General features: G+C 42.6%; 16 protein-coding genes. 4 read left to right on the forward strand and 12 right to left on the reverse strand.

From position 1 onward, the window contains the following. Window positions 1–3: 3 nt before the first annotated feature. The 3 genes from C8D76_RS01830 (at window position 4) to gyrB (ending at window position 4,830) form a co-directional block, all read left to right on the forward strand. Window positions 4–1,629 (forward strand): phosphoethanolamine transferase, encoded by a 1,626-nt coding sequence (locus C8D76_RS01830; RefSeq protein WP_116631129.1) that lies wholly within the window; start codon window positions 4–6, stop codon window positions 1,627–1,629. A gap of 102 nt (window positions 1,630–1,731) precedes the next feature. Beyond that, entirely contained in the window at window positions 1,732–2,208 is a 477-nt protein-coding gene (gene trmL / locus C8D76_RS01835) for a tRNA (uridine(34)/cytosine(34)/5-carboxymethylaminomethyluridine(34)-2'-O)-methyltransferase TrmL (protein WP_116631130.1), read from the forward strand. A 162-nt stretch (window positions 2,209–2,370) separates the two neighbouring features. Continuing rightward, the gene (gene gyrB, locus C8D76_RS01840; protein WP_116631131.1) at window positions 2,371–4,830 is read left to right on the forward strand and encodes a DNA topoisomerase (ATP-hydrolyzing) subunit B; all 2,460 of its coding nucleotides are present in this window, start codon (window positions 2,371–2,373) and stop codon (window positions 4,828–4,830) included. Between the two features lie 90 nt (window positions 4,831–4,920). On the opposite strand, the gene argH is transcribed toward gyrB, so the two are convergent. From argH to argC, 3 genes are all read right to left on the reverse strand, one after another. Next, window positions 4,921–6,297 (reverse strand): argininosuccinate lyase, encoded by a 1,377-nt coding sequence (gene argH, locus C8D76_RS01845; protein WP_116631132.1) that lies wholly within the window; start codon window positions 6,295–6,297, stop codon window positions 4,921–4,923. A 92-nt stretch (window positions 6,298–6,389) separates the two neighbouring features. Next, the gene (argB, locus tag C8D76_RS01850) at window positions 6,390–7,163 is read right to left on the reverse strand and encodes an acetylglutamate kinase (protein ID WP_116631133.1); all 774 of its coding nucleotides are present in this window, start codon (window positions 7,161–7,163) and stop codon (window positions 6,390–6,392) included. 1 nt (window position 7,164) lies between these two features. Next, window positions 7,165–8,175, reverse strand: a complete 1,011-nt coding sequence (argC, locus tag C8D76_RS01855) for an N-acetyl-gamma-glutamyl-phosphate reductase (RefSeq protein ID WP_116631134.1) — start codon at window positions 8,173–8,175, stop codon at window positions 7,165–7,167. 99 nt (window positions 8,176–8,274) lie between these two features. On the opposite strand from argC, the gene argE reads away from it, so the two are divergent. Next, the gene (gene argE, locus C8D76_RS01860) at window positions 8,275–9,423 is read left to right on the forward strand and encodes an acetylornithine deacetylase (protein WP_116631135.1); all 1,149 of its coding nucleotides are present in this window, start codon (window positions 8,275–8,277) and stop codon (window positions 9,421–9,423) included. A 104-nt stretch (window positions 9,424–9,527) separates the two neighbouring features. On the opposite strand, the gene C8D76_RS01865 is transcribed toward argE, so the two are convergent. From C8D76_RS01865 to pyrR, 9 genes are all read right to left on the reverse strand, one after another. Then, window positions 9,528–10,217: a hypothetical protein gene (locus tag C8D76_RS01865; RefSeq protein ID WP_116631136.1), complete on the reverse strand. Its 690-nt coding sequence runs from the start codon at window positions 10,215–10,217 to the stop codon at window positions 9,528–9,530. A gap of 96 nt (window positions 10,218–10,313) precedes the next feature. Beyond that, entirely contained in the window at window positions 10,314–10,586 is a 273-nt protein-coding gene (locus C8D76_RS01870; protein WP_116631137.1) for a heavy-metal-associated domain-containing protein, read from the reverse strand. Then, entirely contained in the window at window positions 10,583–10,945 is a 363-nt protein-coding gene (locus tag C8D76_RS01875) for a mercuric transporter MerT family protein (protein ID WP_116631138.1), read from the reverse strand. Before C8D76_RS01875 ends, C8D76_RS01870 begins: the two co-directional genes overlap by 4 nt. Further along, window positions 10,920–12,020 carry a transglutaminase-like domain-containing protein gene (locus C8D76_RS01880; protein ID WP_116631139.1) on the reverse strand — a complete coding sequence of 367 codons (1,101 nt, stop codon included), beginning with the start codon at window positions 12,018–12,020 and terminating at the stop codon, window positions 10,920–10,922. The genes C8D76_RS01875 and C8D76_RS01880 overlap by 26 nt, the downstream gene beginning before the upstream one ends. 126 nt (window positions 12,021–12,146) lie before the next feature. Beyond that, on the reverse strand, window positions 12,147–12,764 hold the full coding sequence (locus C8D76_RS01885) for an HI_0552 family protein (protein ID WP_116631140.1): 618 nt from the start codon (window positions 12,762–12,764) through the stop codon (window positions 12,147–12,149). Further along, complete coding sequence (apaH, locus tag C8D76_RS01890; protein ID WP_116631141.1) at window positions 12,757–13,590, reverse strand: bis(5'-nucleosyl)-tetraphosphatase (symmetrical) ApaH; 834 nt, start codon at window positions 13,588–13,590, stop codon at window positions 12,757–12,759. The genes C8D76_RS01885 and apaH overlap by 8 nt, the downstream gene beginning before the upstream one ends. A gap of 56 nt (window positions 13,591–13,646) precedes the next feature. After that, a complete protein-coding gene (rsmA, locus tag C8D76_RS01895; RefSeq protein WP_116631142.1) occupies window positions 13,647–14,513 on the reverse strand; it encodes a 16S rRNA (adenine(1518)-N(6)/adenine(1519)-N(6))-dimethyltransferase RsmA in 867 nt (288 codons plus the stop codon). Between the two features lie 54 nt (window positions 14,514–14,567). Then, window positions 14,568–15,515, reverse strand: a complete 948-nt coding sequence (locus C8D76_RS01900; RefSeq protein ID WP_116631143.1) for a peptidylprolyl isomerase — start codon at window positions 15,513–15,515, stop codon at window positions 14,568–14,570. A gap of 68 nt (window positions 15,516–15,583) precedes the next feature. Beyond that, window positions 15,584–16,120, reverse strand: a complete 537-nt coding sequence (pyrR, locus tag C8D76_RS01905; RefSeq protein ID WP_116631144.1) for a bifunctional pyr operon transcriptional regulator/uracil phosphoribosyltransferase PyrR — start codon at window positions 16,118–16,120, stop codon at window positions 15,584–15,586. Window positions 16,121–16,122 lie beyond the last annotated feature (2 nt).

Consider the following 16,122-nt stretch of genomic DNA (forward strand, 5'->3'; position numbering starts at 1 on the left):
ATCATGTCAATAAGCTTACCCCGTTGGAAAATGTCATCAATAAAATTAAATTTATTGTTGTCATTGTATTTTACACTGGTTCTTAATCTCGCTTTTTTCCGTCAAGTATTTTTGCTTAGTGGGCCGACAGACTACTTTTTACTCACCACGCCATTGGTGTTGTTTGTCGCCTGTAATATCGTATTTAATATTTTATCCGTTCCTTTTCTACACAAGATCATCATTCCGCTATTTTTATTAGTTAGCGCCGCAGTGAGCTACAACTCTCTGGTTTTTAACGTCTATTTTGACCGCGATATGCTAACCAATGTGTTGCAAACAAACCTTGCTGAAAGCTCACGCATGCTTAGCTTTTCATATATTGCGTGGTTGCTCATTTTAGGTGTTTTACCAACCATTTTATATTTATGTGTCAAAGTGGATTACAAAAAATGGACGACAGAACTTTTCGCACGAATAGCATCAATATTGGTTTCCGCATTGTTCATTTTTGCCGTTGGCACAATGTTTTATCAAGACTATGCGTCATTTTTCCGTAACAACAAATACCTACCGCATTTGTTAGTGCCTTCTAATTTTGTGGCAGCGAGCATAAGCAAAATTAAGCATGCGCGTATGGAAAATATGCCTTTTGTGCAAACGGGCATTGATGCCAAAATGGAAAAAACGGACAACAATGTGAACGTGTCTGTGATCGTAGTGGGCGAAACAACACGCGCGCAAAACTGGGGATTAAACGGCTACACTCGTCAAACCACCCCGAATTTAGCCGCCCGTATAAAGCGCGGTGAAAATTTAATTAATTTTACCGATGTGAGCAGTTGTGGCACCGCAACCGCCATTTCTGTGCCTTGTATGTTTTCTAGTTTAACTCGGGCGAATTATGATGCAGCACAAGCTGATCACCAAGATAATCTGTTGGATACCTTGCAATATGCGGGCGTGAATGTGCAATGGATTGACAATGATGCGGGCTGTAAAGATGTTTGCAATCGTGTTCCAACGATCAATACCTTGGATCTGCAAGTGCCAGAATATTGCAACGATGGCGAATGCCTTGACAATATTATGTTGCCCGAATTGAAAAAATTGCTAGCAAATGTGAAGCAAGACACCCTGATTGTGTTGCACACCATTGGTAGCCACGGTCCAACCTATTTTGAGCGTTATAGCGAAAAAGAGCGCCAATTCACGCCAGATTGCACCACAAAAGAAATTAATCATTGCTCCCGTGACGAGCTAGTGAATACTTATGATAACGGCGTGCTTTATATCGACCAGTTCTTAGACAAAGTCATTAGCCAGCTTGAAACCCATCCTGAGTGGAAAACCTCTATGTTATATGTTTCCGATCACGGTGAAAGTTTAGGCGAAAGCAATATGTATATGCACGCCGCACCTTATGCCATTGCCCCTAAAGAGCAAACTCAGGTGCCAATGGTGATGTGGTTTTCTCAAAAATGGGCGGAAAACAAACCCGTGGATTTAAACTGTTTGCGCCAAAACGCCAATAATGCCTACTCCCATGACAATATTTTCCATTCGGTGTTTAGCCTAATGGATATGAAAATGTCGAGTTTAAAAGAATATCGCAAAGAGTTAGACATTCTCGCCGCTTGCCGAAAATAGCGTTTAGGCTTAGAATTCAGCGTTAATACCGTTCATCATTCAAAGTGCGGTCGAAAATTGCAAAATTTTGACCGCACTTTGCTATTTCTAAAAGAGAAAATTATGTTAGATATCGTTTTATATGAACCTGAAATTCCACAAAATACAGGAAATATTATTCGCTTATGTGCCAATACAGGTTTCCGTTTGCATTTGATCGAGCCCCTTGGTTTCACTTGGGATGACAAACGCCTACGCCGATCTGGTTTGGATTATCACGAGTTTGCTGAAATTAAACGCCATAAAACTTTTGAACAATTTTTAGCCGCTGAACAGCCGAAACGTTTATTTGCAATGACCACCAAAGGCGGCCCCGCTCATAGCGATGTGCAGTTCGCCTTAGGGGATTATTTGATGTTTGGCCCCGAAACCCGCGGCATTCCTATGTCCATTTTAGACAGCCTAGCGATGGAGCAAAAAATCCGAATTCCAATGACCGAAAACAGCCGCAGTATGAATTTATCCAATTCTGTTGCCGTTGCCGTTTATGAAGCATGGCGACAATTAGGTTATCAAGGTGCGGTAAATCTTCATCGTTAATTTTACCGCTAATCTATTCTCAGGGTCGGGCATATTGCTCGACTTTTCTTTTGCAAAACTTCTCAAATTCTGACCGCACTTTGAACGGCATAAAACTGTGCTTTTTTGCCTATTTTCTGTTATAATTTCGGCTAATTTTTCATAGCAAAATAGAGAATTTTTATGTCAGAAAATACTACAGCCACACAAGCTTCAGAACAACAACCAGAATATGGTGCAAGTAGCATTAAAGTCTTAAAAGGCTTAGATGCGGTGCGCAAGCGTCCTGGTATGTATATCGGTGATACGGATGATGGCACAGGCTTACATCATATGGTTTTTGAGGTGGTGGATAACGCCATTGATGAAGCGTTGGCTGGGCATTGTAAAGACATCATTGTGACCATTCATGAAGATAATTCAGTATCAGTGCAAGATGATGGGCGCGGTATTCCTGTGGATATTCACCCTGAAGAAGGCGTTTCTGCGGCGGAAGTCATTATGACCGTGCTGCATGCTGGTGGTAAATTTGACGATAATTCTTATAAAGTATCGGGCGGATTGCACGGCGTGGGTGTGTCTGTGGTGAATGCGCTTTCCGACAAATTACAACTTACTATCCGCCGCCAAGGGCATGTGCATGAACAAATTTATCGACTTGGTGAACCGCAAGCCCCACTCGCCGTAATTGGCGACACCAATAAAACAGGGACAAGCGTTCGTTTTTGGCCAAGCCCAACAATTTTCACCAAAACCGTTTTTGAATACGATATTTTGAAAAAACGTTTACGCGAATTGTCATTCTTGAATTCTGGCGTTTCCATTAAATTAATTGATGAACGTGACGGCTCGCAAGATCACTTCCATTACGAAGGCGGGATTCAAGCATTCGTTGAATTCTTAAATCAAAATAAAACCCCAATTCACCAAAAACCGTTTTATTTCAGCTTAGAAAAAGACGGCATTGGCGTGGAAGTATCATTGCAATGGAATGACAGCTACAACGAAAATATTTACTGCTTTACCAACAATATTCCGCAACGTGATGGCGGCACCCATTTGGCGGGTTTCCGCAGTGCATTAACGCGTACCTTAAACGCCTATATGGATAAATCAGGGCTAAACAAAAAAGGCAAAAGCGAAAAAGATAAAGTGGATACCTCGGGCGATGACGCGCGTGAAGGGCTCGTTGCCATTATTTCAGTGAAAGTGCCTGATCCAAAATTCTCATCGCAAACAAAAGATAAATTAGTGTCTTCGGAAGTAAAAGGTGCGGTGGAATCCGCAATGAATGAACGCTTGCAAGAATATTTAGAAGAAAATCCGAACGATGCGAAAATCATTGCCACGAAAATTGTAGAAGCTGCACGCGCCCGTGAAGCCGCGCGCAAAGCTCGCGAAATGACGCGCCGCAAAGGCGTGTTAGACATTGCTGGCTTGCCTGGTAAATTAGCCGACTGTCAAGAACGCGATCCTGCCCTTTCAGAACTCTACCTTGTGGAGGGGGACTCTGCGGGTGGATCGGCAAAACAAGGGCGCAACCGCAAAAACCAAGCAATTTTGCCATTAAAAGGGAAAATCCTAAACGTAGAAAAAGCGCGTTTCGACAAAATGTTATCTTCCCAAGAAGTGGGAACGCTGATTACCGCGCTGGGCTGTGGTATTGGTCGTGATGAATATAACCCCGACAAAATGCGTTATCACAAAGTGATCATCATGACTGATGCGGACGTGGACGGTTCTCACATTCGCACGCTGTTATTAACGTTCTTCTATCGTCAAATGCCAGAAATTATTGAACGTGGCTATGTTTATATTGCACAACCGCCATTGTACAAAGTGAAAAAAGGCAAACAAGAGCAATATATCAAAGACGATGAAAGCATGACTCAATATGAATTGGCGATTGCCTTGGAAGATGCGGCTTTATATGTGAATGAAAATGCGCCAGCAATGAACGGTTTAGCCTTGGAAAGCTTAGTGTCGGAATTCAATGGCGTGAAAAAATTGATTTCACGTTTGCATCGCCGCTATCCAGAAACCTTACTCAATGAATTGCTTTATCACCCAACCTTGACTACGGAAGTTCTGGGCGACCAAAGTGCGGTGGAAAATTGGGCAAATTCTTTACTCGAAAAATTGTCTTCTAAAGAAACAGGCGGCAACCATTACAGCCTACGCACTCAATTCAATGATGAACGCAAATTATATGACATTGTGTTAACCGTACGCGCTCATGGTATCGATCACGATTATTTATTGGATTACAATTTCGCCAACGGCAATGAATATGCACGCATTGTTAAATTAGGTAATCAAATCAATGGGTTACTCGAAGAGGGTGCGTATGTTCAACGTGGCGAAACCAAGAAAGCAGTCGAAAGCTTTGAAGAGGCGATTAACTGGTTAGTGACACAATCTCGCCGTGGTTTAACGGTGCAACGTTATAAAGGGTTAGGTGAAATGAACCCAGAGCAACTTTGGGAAACCACAATGGATCCTGAAGCACGCCATATGTTGCAAGTGACCATTAAAGATGCGGTCGAAGCCGATCAATTATTCACTACATTAATGGGTGATGAAGTTGAGCCACGCCGCGACTTTATTGAAAGCAATGCGTTGTATGCAAATCTTGATGTATAACCACTAAAAATTAGATAAAAATCGACCGCACTTTACTTATTTATAAGCTCAAAGTGCGGTCGTTTTTTTATATATTTTTTGTGCTTTATTTTATGCGTGAATGCGTGCTTTGGCTTCAGCAATGGCTTCTGCGACACGCACTGGCGAAACCCCGCCTTTGGCGCAACGTTTATCTAAACAAGATTGTAGCGACAAGATTTCATACACGTCATCAGAAACCACATCGCTGAATTGGCGGAATTCTTCAACGGATAAATCTTCCAAGCCTTTATGAACGCTAATCGCATACACCACCGTTTCACCCACAATATGGTGAGAATCGCGGAATGGCACGCCTTTCGCCACTAAATAATCAGCCAATTCGGTAGCGTTTGAATAGCCTTTCAATGCGGCTTCACGAGTGCGTTCCACATTCACTTTAATGTCTTCTAAGACAAATGCCGCCATCGTCAAACAATCATGCCAAGTGTCTAAAGCATCAAAAATTCCTTCTTTGTCTTCTTGCATATCTTTGTTGTAGGCAAGTGGCAAGCCTTTTACTGTGGTCAGCATGCCCATTAATGAACCAATGACGCGTCCTGCTTTGCCGCGAATTAATTCGCAAGCATCTGGATTTTTTTTCTGTGGCATTAATGATGACCCAGAAGTAACACGATCAGATAATTCCACAAAATCGGCTTCGCCACTGTTGAAGATAATCATATCTTCAGCAAAACGGGAAAGATGCGCCATGCTGAGCGAAGCGGTTGAAAGCAATTCAATGATATGGTCGCGGTCTGATACGCTGTCTAAACTATTGCGTGTGGCGTAGGCAAAGTTTAGATCTTTCGCCAGCTGTTCGCGATCCACAGGATATGCGGTGCCAGCCAAAGCACCACTGCCTAATGGGCAACTATTCATACGATGGTAAGCGTCCGCCAAGCGGCTGTGATCGCGCTCTAACATTTCCACATAAGCCATACACCAATGGGCAAAGGAAATTGGCTGCGCTCGCTGCAAATGGGTATAGCCCGGCATTACCGCATCTTGAGTATTTTCTGCGGTTTCTACCAATTTCGCTTGTAATGCACGCACACTGCGTTGCAATTCAAGCACTTGTGCTTTACACCACATTTTGATATCGAGCGCCACCTGATCATTGCGCGAACGCCCCGTGTGCAATTTTTTACCCAAATTGCCCACTTTATCAATCAGTTTTGATTCCACCCAGCTGTGAATGTCTTCCGCGTCATCTTGTAAAATTGCTTGCGGATTTGACCGCACTTCGATCAATAATTCATTTAAAGCGCGCTCGAGTTGTTGTTGTTCATCGCGAGTTAATACATTCACGCTAACCAAGGCTTTTGACCAGCCGATTGAGCCTTCAATATCTTGTTTCGCCAAACGATAGTCAAAACGTAGTGAATCGTTGAAATCTTTAAAACGTTTATCTGCCGCTTGTGTGAAGCGACCGCCCCATAATGCCATATAATTTTCCTTTTTATTATTCCGTCAGTTGCTGATCTTGTTGAACCATTGACGGAATGGTGTCGATCTTTTGTTGAAATTAAGATTTTATTTTAAGGTTCAATTCTGGTGCCGATGATTTCGCCTGCAAAAAGTGCGGTCAATTTTTCAGGGTATTTCCAGTTAGCAATATCCACGCCTCGCCCTAAAATTTTTGCGGCATCCAAGGCAGCATTGACTTTCACGATCATACCGTCTGTAATCACATTGTCTTCAATTAATTGCTGAATTTGGGCGGAATTGAGGGTAGAAATCAGCTGTTTGTTCGCGTCTAAAACACCGTTTACATCAGACAGCATCACCAAATCACCATCAATTAAAGCGGCAATGGCAGTGGCAGCTTGGTCGGCATTAACATTCATCAGCAAGCCGTTTTCGTCCACTGCAATAGAGCTGATGATCGGTAAAAACGCATTGGAAAGCAAGCAATCTAATAAATCTGCTTTGTAAGGTTGTGCATTGGCAACGTGCCCTAATTCGGGATCAAAGGCTTTCGCTACCGTCATATTGCCATCGGCAAGGCTTAAACCCACAGGGTTTAATTTGAATTTTGCCGCTTGCGCCACGAGCGTTTTGTTGGCAATTCCAGCCAATGCGCCCGTGATAATATCAATTTGATCGCTTGGCGTAACGCGCAAACCGTTTTTTTTCTGCACGGGTAAATTTAGGCGTTTGAGTAAATGATCAACGACAACCCCACCGCCATGAACAATCACCAGTGGGCGATTGCCATTTTTAAAATAATCGCCAAGGGCTGTGAGCAAGTTGGTCATGGCTTCTGGCGTATCTAATAGCACGCCGCCGAGTTTAATGACTAATGGTCTCATATTAAATCAATCCTAATGTTTCGTTATAACCATAGCGAATATTGGCACATTGCACGGCTTGTGCGGCAGCGCCTTTGAGTAGATTGTCTTCTGCACCAACAATAATAATGTGTCCATTTTTTGTAGCAAAACCAATATCGCAATATGGCGTAAACTCTACGGCTTTAATGGACGGCAAGCCATTTTCATAGACCCGCACGAGCGGACGATTTGCATAATATTGCTGATAAGCCGCCTTGATTTGCTGTTCTGTTACGCCCGCATTCAATTTTGCTGTAATGGTTGCCAGAATACCGCGTTTAAAATTGCCTAAGTGCGGGGTGAAAATCACTTCCGCGCCCAAATGGGTTGAAATTTCTGGTTGATGGCGATGATTAAACACGCCATAAGCATTGAGGCTAACTTCACAAAATGAACTGGTTAAACTGGCTTTGCGCCCTGCGCCGCTCACACCGCTCACGGCATTTATGATCGGCAACTGATTGAGATCTAACAGATTATTTTCAATAAGCGGTTTTAAACTTAATTGGGAAACCGTTGGATAACAGCCAGCCACAGCCACTAAATCTGCGTCGGCAAGTTGTTTGTGATTCCATTCAGCCAAACCGTAAACCGCGCGGTTTAATAATTCAGGAAATTGGTGGGTAAATCCATAATATTGGGTGTAAAATTCCGCACTATTGACACGATATGCCCCCGAAAGATCGAACACTTTACATTGATTTTTTAGAAAAATTGGGGCGAGATTATGGCTCACTTCGTGGGCTGTGCCGAAAAAGGCGAGATCGGCATTTTGAGCAATCGCGGTTAAATCTTCAGGCAATGGTTGCAATGGCAAATCACAAATGGAACGCAGTTGGGGATAGAGTGCAGAAATTGGCTTATTTGCGTCCGCACTTTGGCTAGAAACATATAAGCCTGTTAATTCAAATTCGGGATGATGAGAGAGAATTCTTGCTAATTCGGCGCCTGTGTATCCGCTCGCACCGATAACGATTGCTTTTTGTGCCATAATCAATCCTGTATAATAATAAAACTCACTTTAGTGATTAGTTATGCTATTATTCTGCATAAATATGTAAAAATCAACCTTTATTTGCTGGTGAACCCTATGAAAAAACTTCCCCCATTCATTGATATGTATTCCCAACTTATCGCCATTCCAACCATTAGCGATATTGACAAAAATAATGATATTTCTAACCGCACTTTAATTGAATTATTAGCCACTTGGTTGCAGGATTTGGGGTTTAACACTGAAATTCTCGCGGTGGAAGGCAGCAACGATAAATATAATTTACTGGCGACCTATGGCGAAGGCGAGGGCGGCTTGTTATTGGCAGGGCATACGGACACCGTGCCATTTGATGCGGGGCGTTGGACATTTGATCCTTTCAAACTCACCGAAAAAAATGGCAAGTTTTATGGTTTAGGCACGGCAGATATGAAAGGTTTTTTTGCCTTTGTATTGGACGCCCTACAACAAATTGATTTAACAAAACTGACTAAACCGCTGCGTATCCTTGCCACGGCAGATGAAGAAACCACTATGCTCGGCACCCGCACTTTTATTCAGCACGCACATATTCGCCCCGATTGCGCGATTATTGGCGAACCAACAGAATTGCGCCCAATCCGCGCGCATAAAGGACACATCGGCAAAGCGTTGCAGATTATCGGAAAGTCGGGGCATTCAAGTGACCCTGCAAAAGGCATTAATGCCATTGAATTAATGCATGAAGCGACAGGCTATTTGCTGCAAATGCGCAATGAATTAAAAGAAAAATATCATCATGCAGGGTTTGCGATTCCATACCCTACGATGAATCTCGGGGCTATTCACGGCGGCGATGCTGTTAATCGCATTTGTGGTTGTTGCGAATTGCATTTTGATATTCGCCCATTGCCGAATATGTGCTTGGAAGATTTAGATGAAATGCTACAACAAAAATTAGCCCCCATGTTTGAACAATATGGTGATCGCTTAACCATCCGAAGTTTGCACGAACCAACGCCTGGTTATGAATGCGAGCATAGCGCGCAAGTGGTGCAAGTGGTGGAAAAATTATTGGGTGAAAAATGTGAACTAGTGAATTTCTGCACCGAAGCACCTTATATCCAGCAACTCTGCCCAACCTTAGTGCTAGGGCCCGGTTCAATTGAACAAGCTCATCAACCCGATGAATTTCTATCAACAGAATTTATCGCCCCTACTCGAGAGCTATTAACGAAAATGATTCACCATTTCTGTGCAGCTTAAAAGTGAAAATATAACGTGAATGTTCATTCACAAAAAGATAAAACCGCTAAGAAATTAGCGGTTTTTTTAGTTGATTAGTGAGCCTAAAATTAAGATTGCTCTGTCTAATTACTTCTCGTATTTATAGCAGAGTCAATCATATATAGTGGTATCCATATAAGATCGATTGCTAAAGTCAACGGCGTCAGCATTATATTCGCGGAGATAGCCTCTGCATTCAGCTCAGTTGTTTTGACATTAAATGTTAATTTAATTGGCACGCGTGTTTGGAAGTGGTAATCAGCTTGTGTTCCTGTTGGTTTGCTATAAATCATTCCTTTTACGGTAATGCAACGACTATAAATACCACTTTTGTTTAATTTTTCTAACTCAAATTTGCGTGAAGTTAATTGAGCCGTTTCGGTAGCATTTTGGGGTGTATAATTCAAACATAGATTGCTTTCAAATCGATTATTTTCCTGACGCGTGACAGGTAGTTCGGTCAACCTTTTGCCTTTATTATTGGTAAGTGTGTAGGGTTGTGGCAAGTTGATGGTTAATATAGGGAGTAGATAATCAGAAATATCTCTATCCACCACATACCAATAACGTTCGCCCATCATCACCACTTGTCCTTTTTGGAGTGGAGCTTTATCTGCTTGCGTGCGCCCAAAAGCGATTAAGGTATCAATGCCATCATCACGCTCTCTATCATGGGTCTTAACGATGGGGCTCATTTCCCAAAGCAATGCAGTGCAACCACTTAATAGTAATACTGCAAGCCCTGTGCTAAAAAAAGCGAATAATTTTTTCATAGTTTTTCCCTTTAAATAACCAAAACCAAAAATATATGCATTCTCTATTCATGATTGAAACGGTAAGACGATTATCGCATCAGCTGCGTTCGCGTTTTAGTATAGCACAGTGGCATGATAATGCAGTTTATCAATCGCGGCGATTAACTGTTCGTCCGCCACTTTTTCCTCTGCGATCACTTTCACTGAGCGGTCATTGAAATTGGCTTTGGTTGATATCACACCATCAATATTGCGAAGCTGTTTATTGACTAAATAAACGCACAGTTGGCAGTTCATTTCTTCAATGTGTAATGTCAGGTTGCGTTCAGCGGCAAGGCTTGCCATTGATGTGAAAAGTGCGGTCAAAAAAACGAAAATTTTTTTCATTCTATCAGCTCCAAAATATAGGGTAGCACATAGGGATAAGTTAAGAAAAAGCCAATCACTATCGCCATAATCCAATACAAAATTTGCAATGTTTTGCGCGAGAAATATTTGCTGCAAATAATTTTATTGGAAAAGTTGAGCAACCAAAATCCATAGCCGAACGCGCCTAGCGATATGATTAACATCGGTATTTGTAAAAATGAATATTCGTTTAAGCTGACAAGCCACGAACTGGAAATACCGAATAAAAGATAGAACAGGGGCGCGATACAACACAAGGTGGACGCCACCGCAGCGGCAACTGCTGTGGTGCACATTGTCCAAAAGCGGGCATTAGAGTTCTTTTGAAATGAACTCATAACCAAACTCTTTGGCATCAAATGAATTTAATGGATCGCCGCCCACTTCTGCGTAGGGATAGCCGAAATTGTTGATTGGCGCAAGTTCAGGTGCTGGGAACAGCGTGAAATCACGGGCATGGTTAAAGCCCATCCAGTTTGCTTCCCAATTGCCGAATAAATATTGCGAAACCGCTTGAGTGGCTTTGTCATCTACGGCTTTATTCTCGGCTAAACGATATTTTGCTACATCAGCAGAATCTACCGGCACCCAGCCAAAACCCGCAAGATAGAATTCAGCACGGCAATGTTGGTCGCTATTTTCGTTCGCAACTTTATCTTTTGCACCGCCAAATGCGGTTTTTGAATATTCCCCCATTTTCACGGCTTGTCCTAAACGAATGCCGAACACTTCACGCGCGGGAATATTGGCGGCACGGGCTAAGGCAACGAATACGGAATTAATGTCTGTGCATTTTCCTTTTAATACGCCAGTGGTTAAGATTTTTTCTACATCGCCATCGCCACAGCCTAATACAGAATTATCACGTTCCATATTGTTGACGATCCATTGATGAATCAATTGCGCTTTTTTCAATGGATTGGTTTCATTGCCAACGATTTGATCCGCATATTTTTTCACAATGCCATCGGTTTTAATGTGCGCTGTCGGTTTCAAATAGGGCTGAACATCAATACCATATTCAATTTTTCCCGGGGCTTGGTAATCTTTCAATAAGCCCTGTTTCATTGGCTCGCGATCTTTGGTTTCGACTACCAATTTGACTTCTAAATCACGTTTTTGCGCATCAGGTTCCCAAGTGGCAAATAAAGTGCTCGCACCATAACGGTTATTTTCTGTAATGTAAGCCTGTTTATAATTGCCGACAAATTCTATGGATTTGACGGTTTGATAATCGTTATTAAAGGGCAACGGCACCCATAATTTAGTTTCCCCAGAAGAACCTTTTGGCACTTGCAAATCATAGTGTTGAGTGAATTCGTAAGTATGGGTTGTTGTATTGGGATTAGGCAGTGTTTGAGCCTGTGAAGACATCGCCACAAAAAGTGCGGTGGCTAAAATGAGTTTTTTCATGGAAAATCCTTTGCGTTAAATAAACAAAACTTGTCATATTTACACTCAGAGCTGCAAGCAGGATAAGTGCGCGTATCATACAGGAAAATTTTCCAAATTTTAACCGCACTTTGGGGATTTATTGCGTTAGCGATGGCATTTTTCATACAAAGGCAACAATTCACGAATAGTATCCGTAATAAATTGCACCACATTGCACTGATCTAACTCGGCTTTTTCTTTATTTTTACCAATGCACCAAAAATCTTCATCGGAACGCAACAACAGATCAGCGGCTGAATGTTGCTTAACGGGGAGAAAATCATTGTATTCGCTCTCATCGCCACGCCATAGCTCGAAATCGGCAAAGCGTGCAAAATCGAAATTATCAAGCCATTGATTATATTGTTGAAGATTAATTTGCGAACGGTCGGCACGATAACAATGCCAATCTAGGCAAATTTGCAGACGGCGGCGATTCAAAATCACGGATAAAATCGCTGCAGAATTGCGGTTAAATTCATACTCAAAATAGGCAAAAAAATGCGCTCGCACCTGCCAGCCATTGCACCATTTTTCGATATGCGGCTCGGCAAAAGGGGAACCAAGTTGGCGCGATACCTGTAAAATCGTTTCTTTCCAATTATTCCACTCGCGTTTGTAATTGGCCTTGATGTTGGGAATTTCCTCAGGGCAATATTTTTTCATTTGAGAAAATTGGAAATAGGGAATCTTGAAAAGATCGCAAGTTTGGTTGTTAATCATAAGAAATTTCCGATTTTTTGACCGCACTTTGGCTGAATATTTGTTTGTCTTCCCAACGCAGCAAGGTCATACGATTGCCCCAAGCGCAGCCCGTATCAAGGGCGTAAATATTGCTCGGCGTTGGATAATCCACAAGGCTTGCCCAATGCCCAAAGAGAATATTCTCTGTGCTGAAAAGTGGATTGTTAAGCGCAAACCAAGGGTGAAGCTCAGGCGGTGCCTGTTCAACGGGCGATTTACAATCGAAATCGAGGCGATGATCCGCATAGCAAAAACGCATACGGGTGAAAACATTAATGCTGTAACGCAAACGTTCAATGCCACGCAATTCAGGCGACCAGTGGTCTGGCTGGCTGTCATACATTTGGCTGAGCAAGGCTTTAAAATCGCCTTGCTGCAAAATCTGTTCCACTTCTCGCGCGCAATGTTGTGCGGTGGCAATATCCCAATCTGGCGAAATGCCTGCGTGAGCAAGGCTAAAGCCTAATTGCGGATCGTGCACGAATAAAGGCTGGTGGCGTAACCATTCCACCAGTTCACCAAAGTCTGGGGCGGCAAAAAGTGCGGTCAAATTATCGCGAGTTTTGACTTTTTTAATGCCATAAGCGCAAGAGAGCAAATGCAAATCATGATTGCCTAACACGGTTTGCGCAGCACTGCCCAAATTTTTGATAAAACGTAAACATTCTAATGATTTATCACCACGGGCAATCAGATCGCCTGTGAGATAGAGCTTGTCTTGTTTGGGATTAAAAGCCACACGCTCGAGTAATAGTTGTAGCTCGTCAAAACAGCCGTGTAGATCGCCAACAAAGTAAGTGGACATTCAAGATTCCTAATTTTATTCATAAAAAGAGCAGGGAAAATCCCTGCTGCAAGATATTATGCGATGTCTTCGATGATTTCATCTTTTGTGTCATCGGCGGGCGGATTGTCGCATAGCCAATTTGCCAGACGCACATAATCTGCGATGGTTAAATTTTCCGCGCGGGCATTCAAATCCACGCCAAGTGCAGTGAGATTTTCCGCAGAAAATAATGTGGATAACGCATTGCGTAATGTTTTACGGCGTTGGTTAAAGGCTTGGCTGGTCACACGATTGAGCCAATAAAGATCCTTGGCTGGGTGTGGCAATTCTTGATGTGGAATCAAACGTACAACCGCAGAATCGACTTTTGGCGCGGGTTTGAAAGCGGTCGGTGGCACTTCAAGAACGGGCATCACTTGGCAAAAATATTGGGTCATAATGGTTAAACGACCGTATGCTTTGCTATTCGGGGCGGCGCATAAACGTTTCACCACTTCTTTTTGCAACATAAAGTGCATATCTTGAATTTTATCGTGGAATTTCAGCAGATGAAAAATCAAAGGGGTGGAAATGTTATAAGGCAAATTGCCAAATACGCGCAATTTCTGCCCTTGCTCTGCCAGTTTTTCATCTTCATATAACTGACCAAAATCAAATTGCATCGCATCGGTTTCGATGACATTAAGTTTTTGGTGTAAGAATGGGTGGTGGCGTAAACGCTCGGCTAGATCGCGGTCAAGTTCGACAACGGTAAGGCGGTCTAGCTGATCGGCGACAGGCTCGGTTAATGCACCAAGACCAGGACCAATTTCAATAAGATATTGCCCTTTTTGCGGATAAATCGCGGCAACAATGCCTTGAATGACGTTGTCATCATGCAAGAAGTTTTGCCCAAAACGTTTGCGGGCAGTGTATCCTAGGTGTTTTTTGGAATTACTCATAATAACGATATAACAATAAAAAAGAGTGGGCGAAAACGCCCACTGAGAAATAGATTAGTTAGTTAGCACTTTAATATCTGCCCCTTTGCGTAGGGCTTTGACCCAATCTTTCGCATCTTCTTGAAGTTGCTGATGGACTAACTGTTCATAGGCTTTTTGACGATAGGCGGCTTCGGTAACATCGCCTTGACGCGTATCGGTCACTTCTAAAATATGCCAACCGAATTCGGTTTTAAATGGCGCGGAAATTGTTCCTTGTTTGGTTGTTCTCACCATTTGCGCAAATTCTGGCACATAATTTTCAGGGAAGGCAAAACCTAAATCTCCGCCGTTTGCCCCAGAAAGAAAATCTTTTGAATAATCTTTCGCAGCTTCAGCAAAGGTAATTTTACCCGATTGAATATCAGCGCGCACTTGTGCTAATTTGGCTTTAGCCTGTGTATCATTAAGTAATGGATTTAACTTCAATAAAATATGGCTGACTTTATATTGTGTGGCAGTGACTGGTTTTCCGTTGCCGCTGCTTTTAGCCTGTTGCAACATTTTTTGGCTGAGCTCTTCCACTTGTTCGCGTGTCACATTAATATTTTTACCAATGCTACGATTACGCACTTCCGCCATCATAATTTGGTTAGCGATATTGGCTCTAAATTGGGCAAGGCTGATACCTTGATAATCCAACGCATCCAAAAGTTGCCCATAGGTCAAACCATTTTGAGTAGCGATATTATGCACAATTTGATCCACTTGCGCAGGGTTCACTTTCACCCCAGATTCTTTAATGGCTTTTTGCACGAGAAAATCATCAATGATGCTATCTAATGCAACGCGGCGATTGGCTTCCGTATTGGCTTTTTTGCCTAACGCACGTCTGACTTGGCTTTCTAAAATTGGATTGCCATCGACTGTGGCGACCACTTGTTCCACGGCGTGTACATTCGTTGCGAATGCGAGTAAACCCATTGCAACAAATAACATATTTTTCAGTTGTTTTAATTTCATTTTTATTTCCATTTAACGCTTAAAAATTACAGGATTTAGAACGGATTAGATTAAAAAAGTTCCCATTATTACGAGATAAGTGCCACTTCATAGCAGCTGTCAAATTTCATTGTGCGCACTTGCACTTTTTCGGCACGGCTAGTTGGCACATTTTTCCCCACATAATCGGCACGAATTGGCAATTCTCGGTGTCCACGATCGACAAAAATCACCAGTTCGACTTTTGACGCGCGCCCAAAATCAACTAATGCGTCTAAGGCGGCGCGAATTGTGCGCCCCGTGAATAACACATCGTCCACCAAAATCACCGTTTTGCCTTGCACGCTAATATAATCGCTAGAGCCATTATATACAGGCGATTGGCTATTGGGTTCTGCGTATTCTAAATCATCACGATAGAAGGTAATATCCAAATCAATGGACGGTAATTGTGAGCCTGTCAGATCACTGATTTTACGCTTAATCAGCTCAGCAATTTCCGCACCACGGCGCTTGATTCCAACAATAACAATATCATTGAGCGTTTCGTGTTTTTCAATGATCTCGTGAGAAATCCGCGAGATTGTGCGCATAAATTGAGCTTCATCAATGATGATTTTTTCCATTC

It is taken from the genome of Alitibacter langaaensis DSM 22999, from assembly GCF_003096995.1.
GTDB classification, from domain to species: domain Bacteria; phylum Pseudomonadota; class Gammaproteobacteria; order Enterobacterales; family Pasteurellaceae; genus Exercitatus; species Exercitatus langaaensis.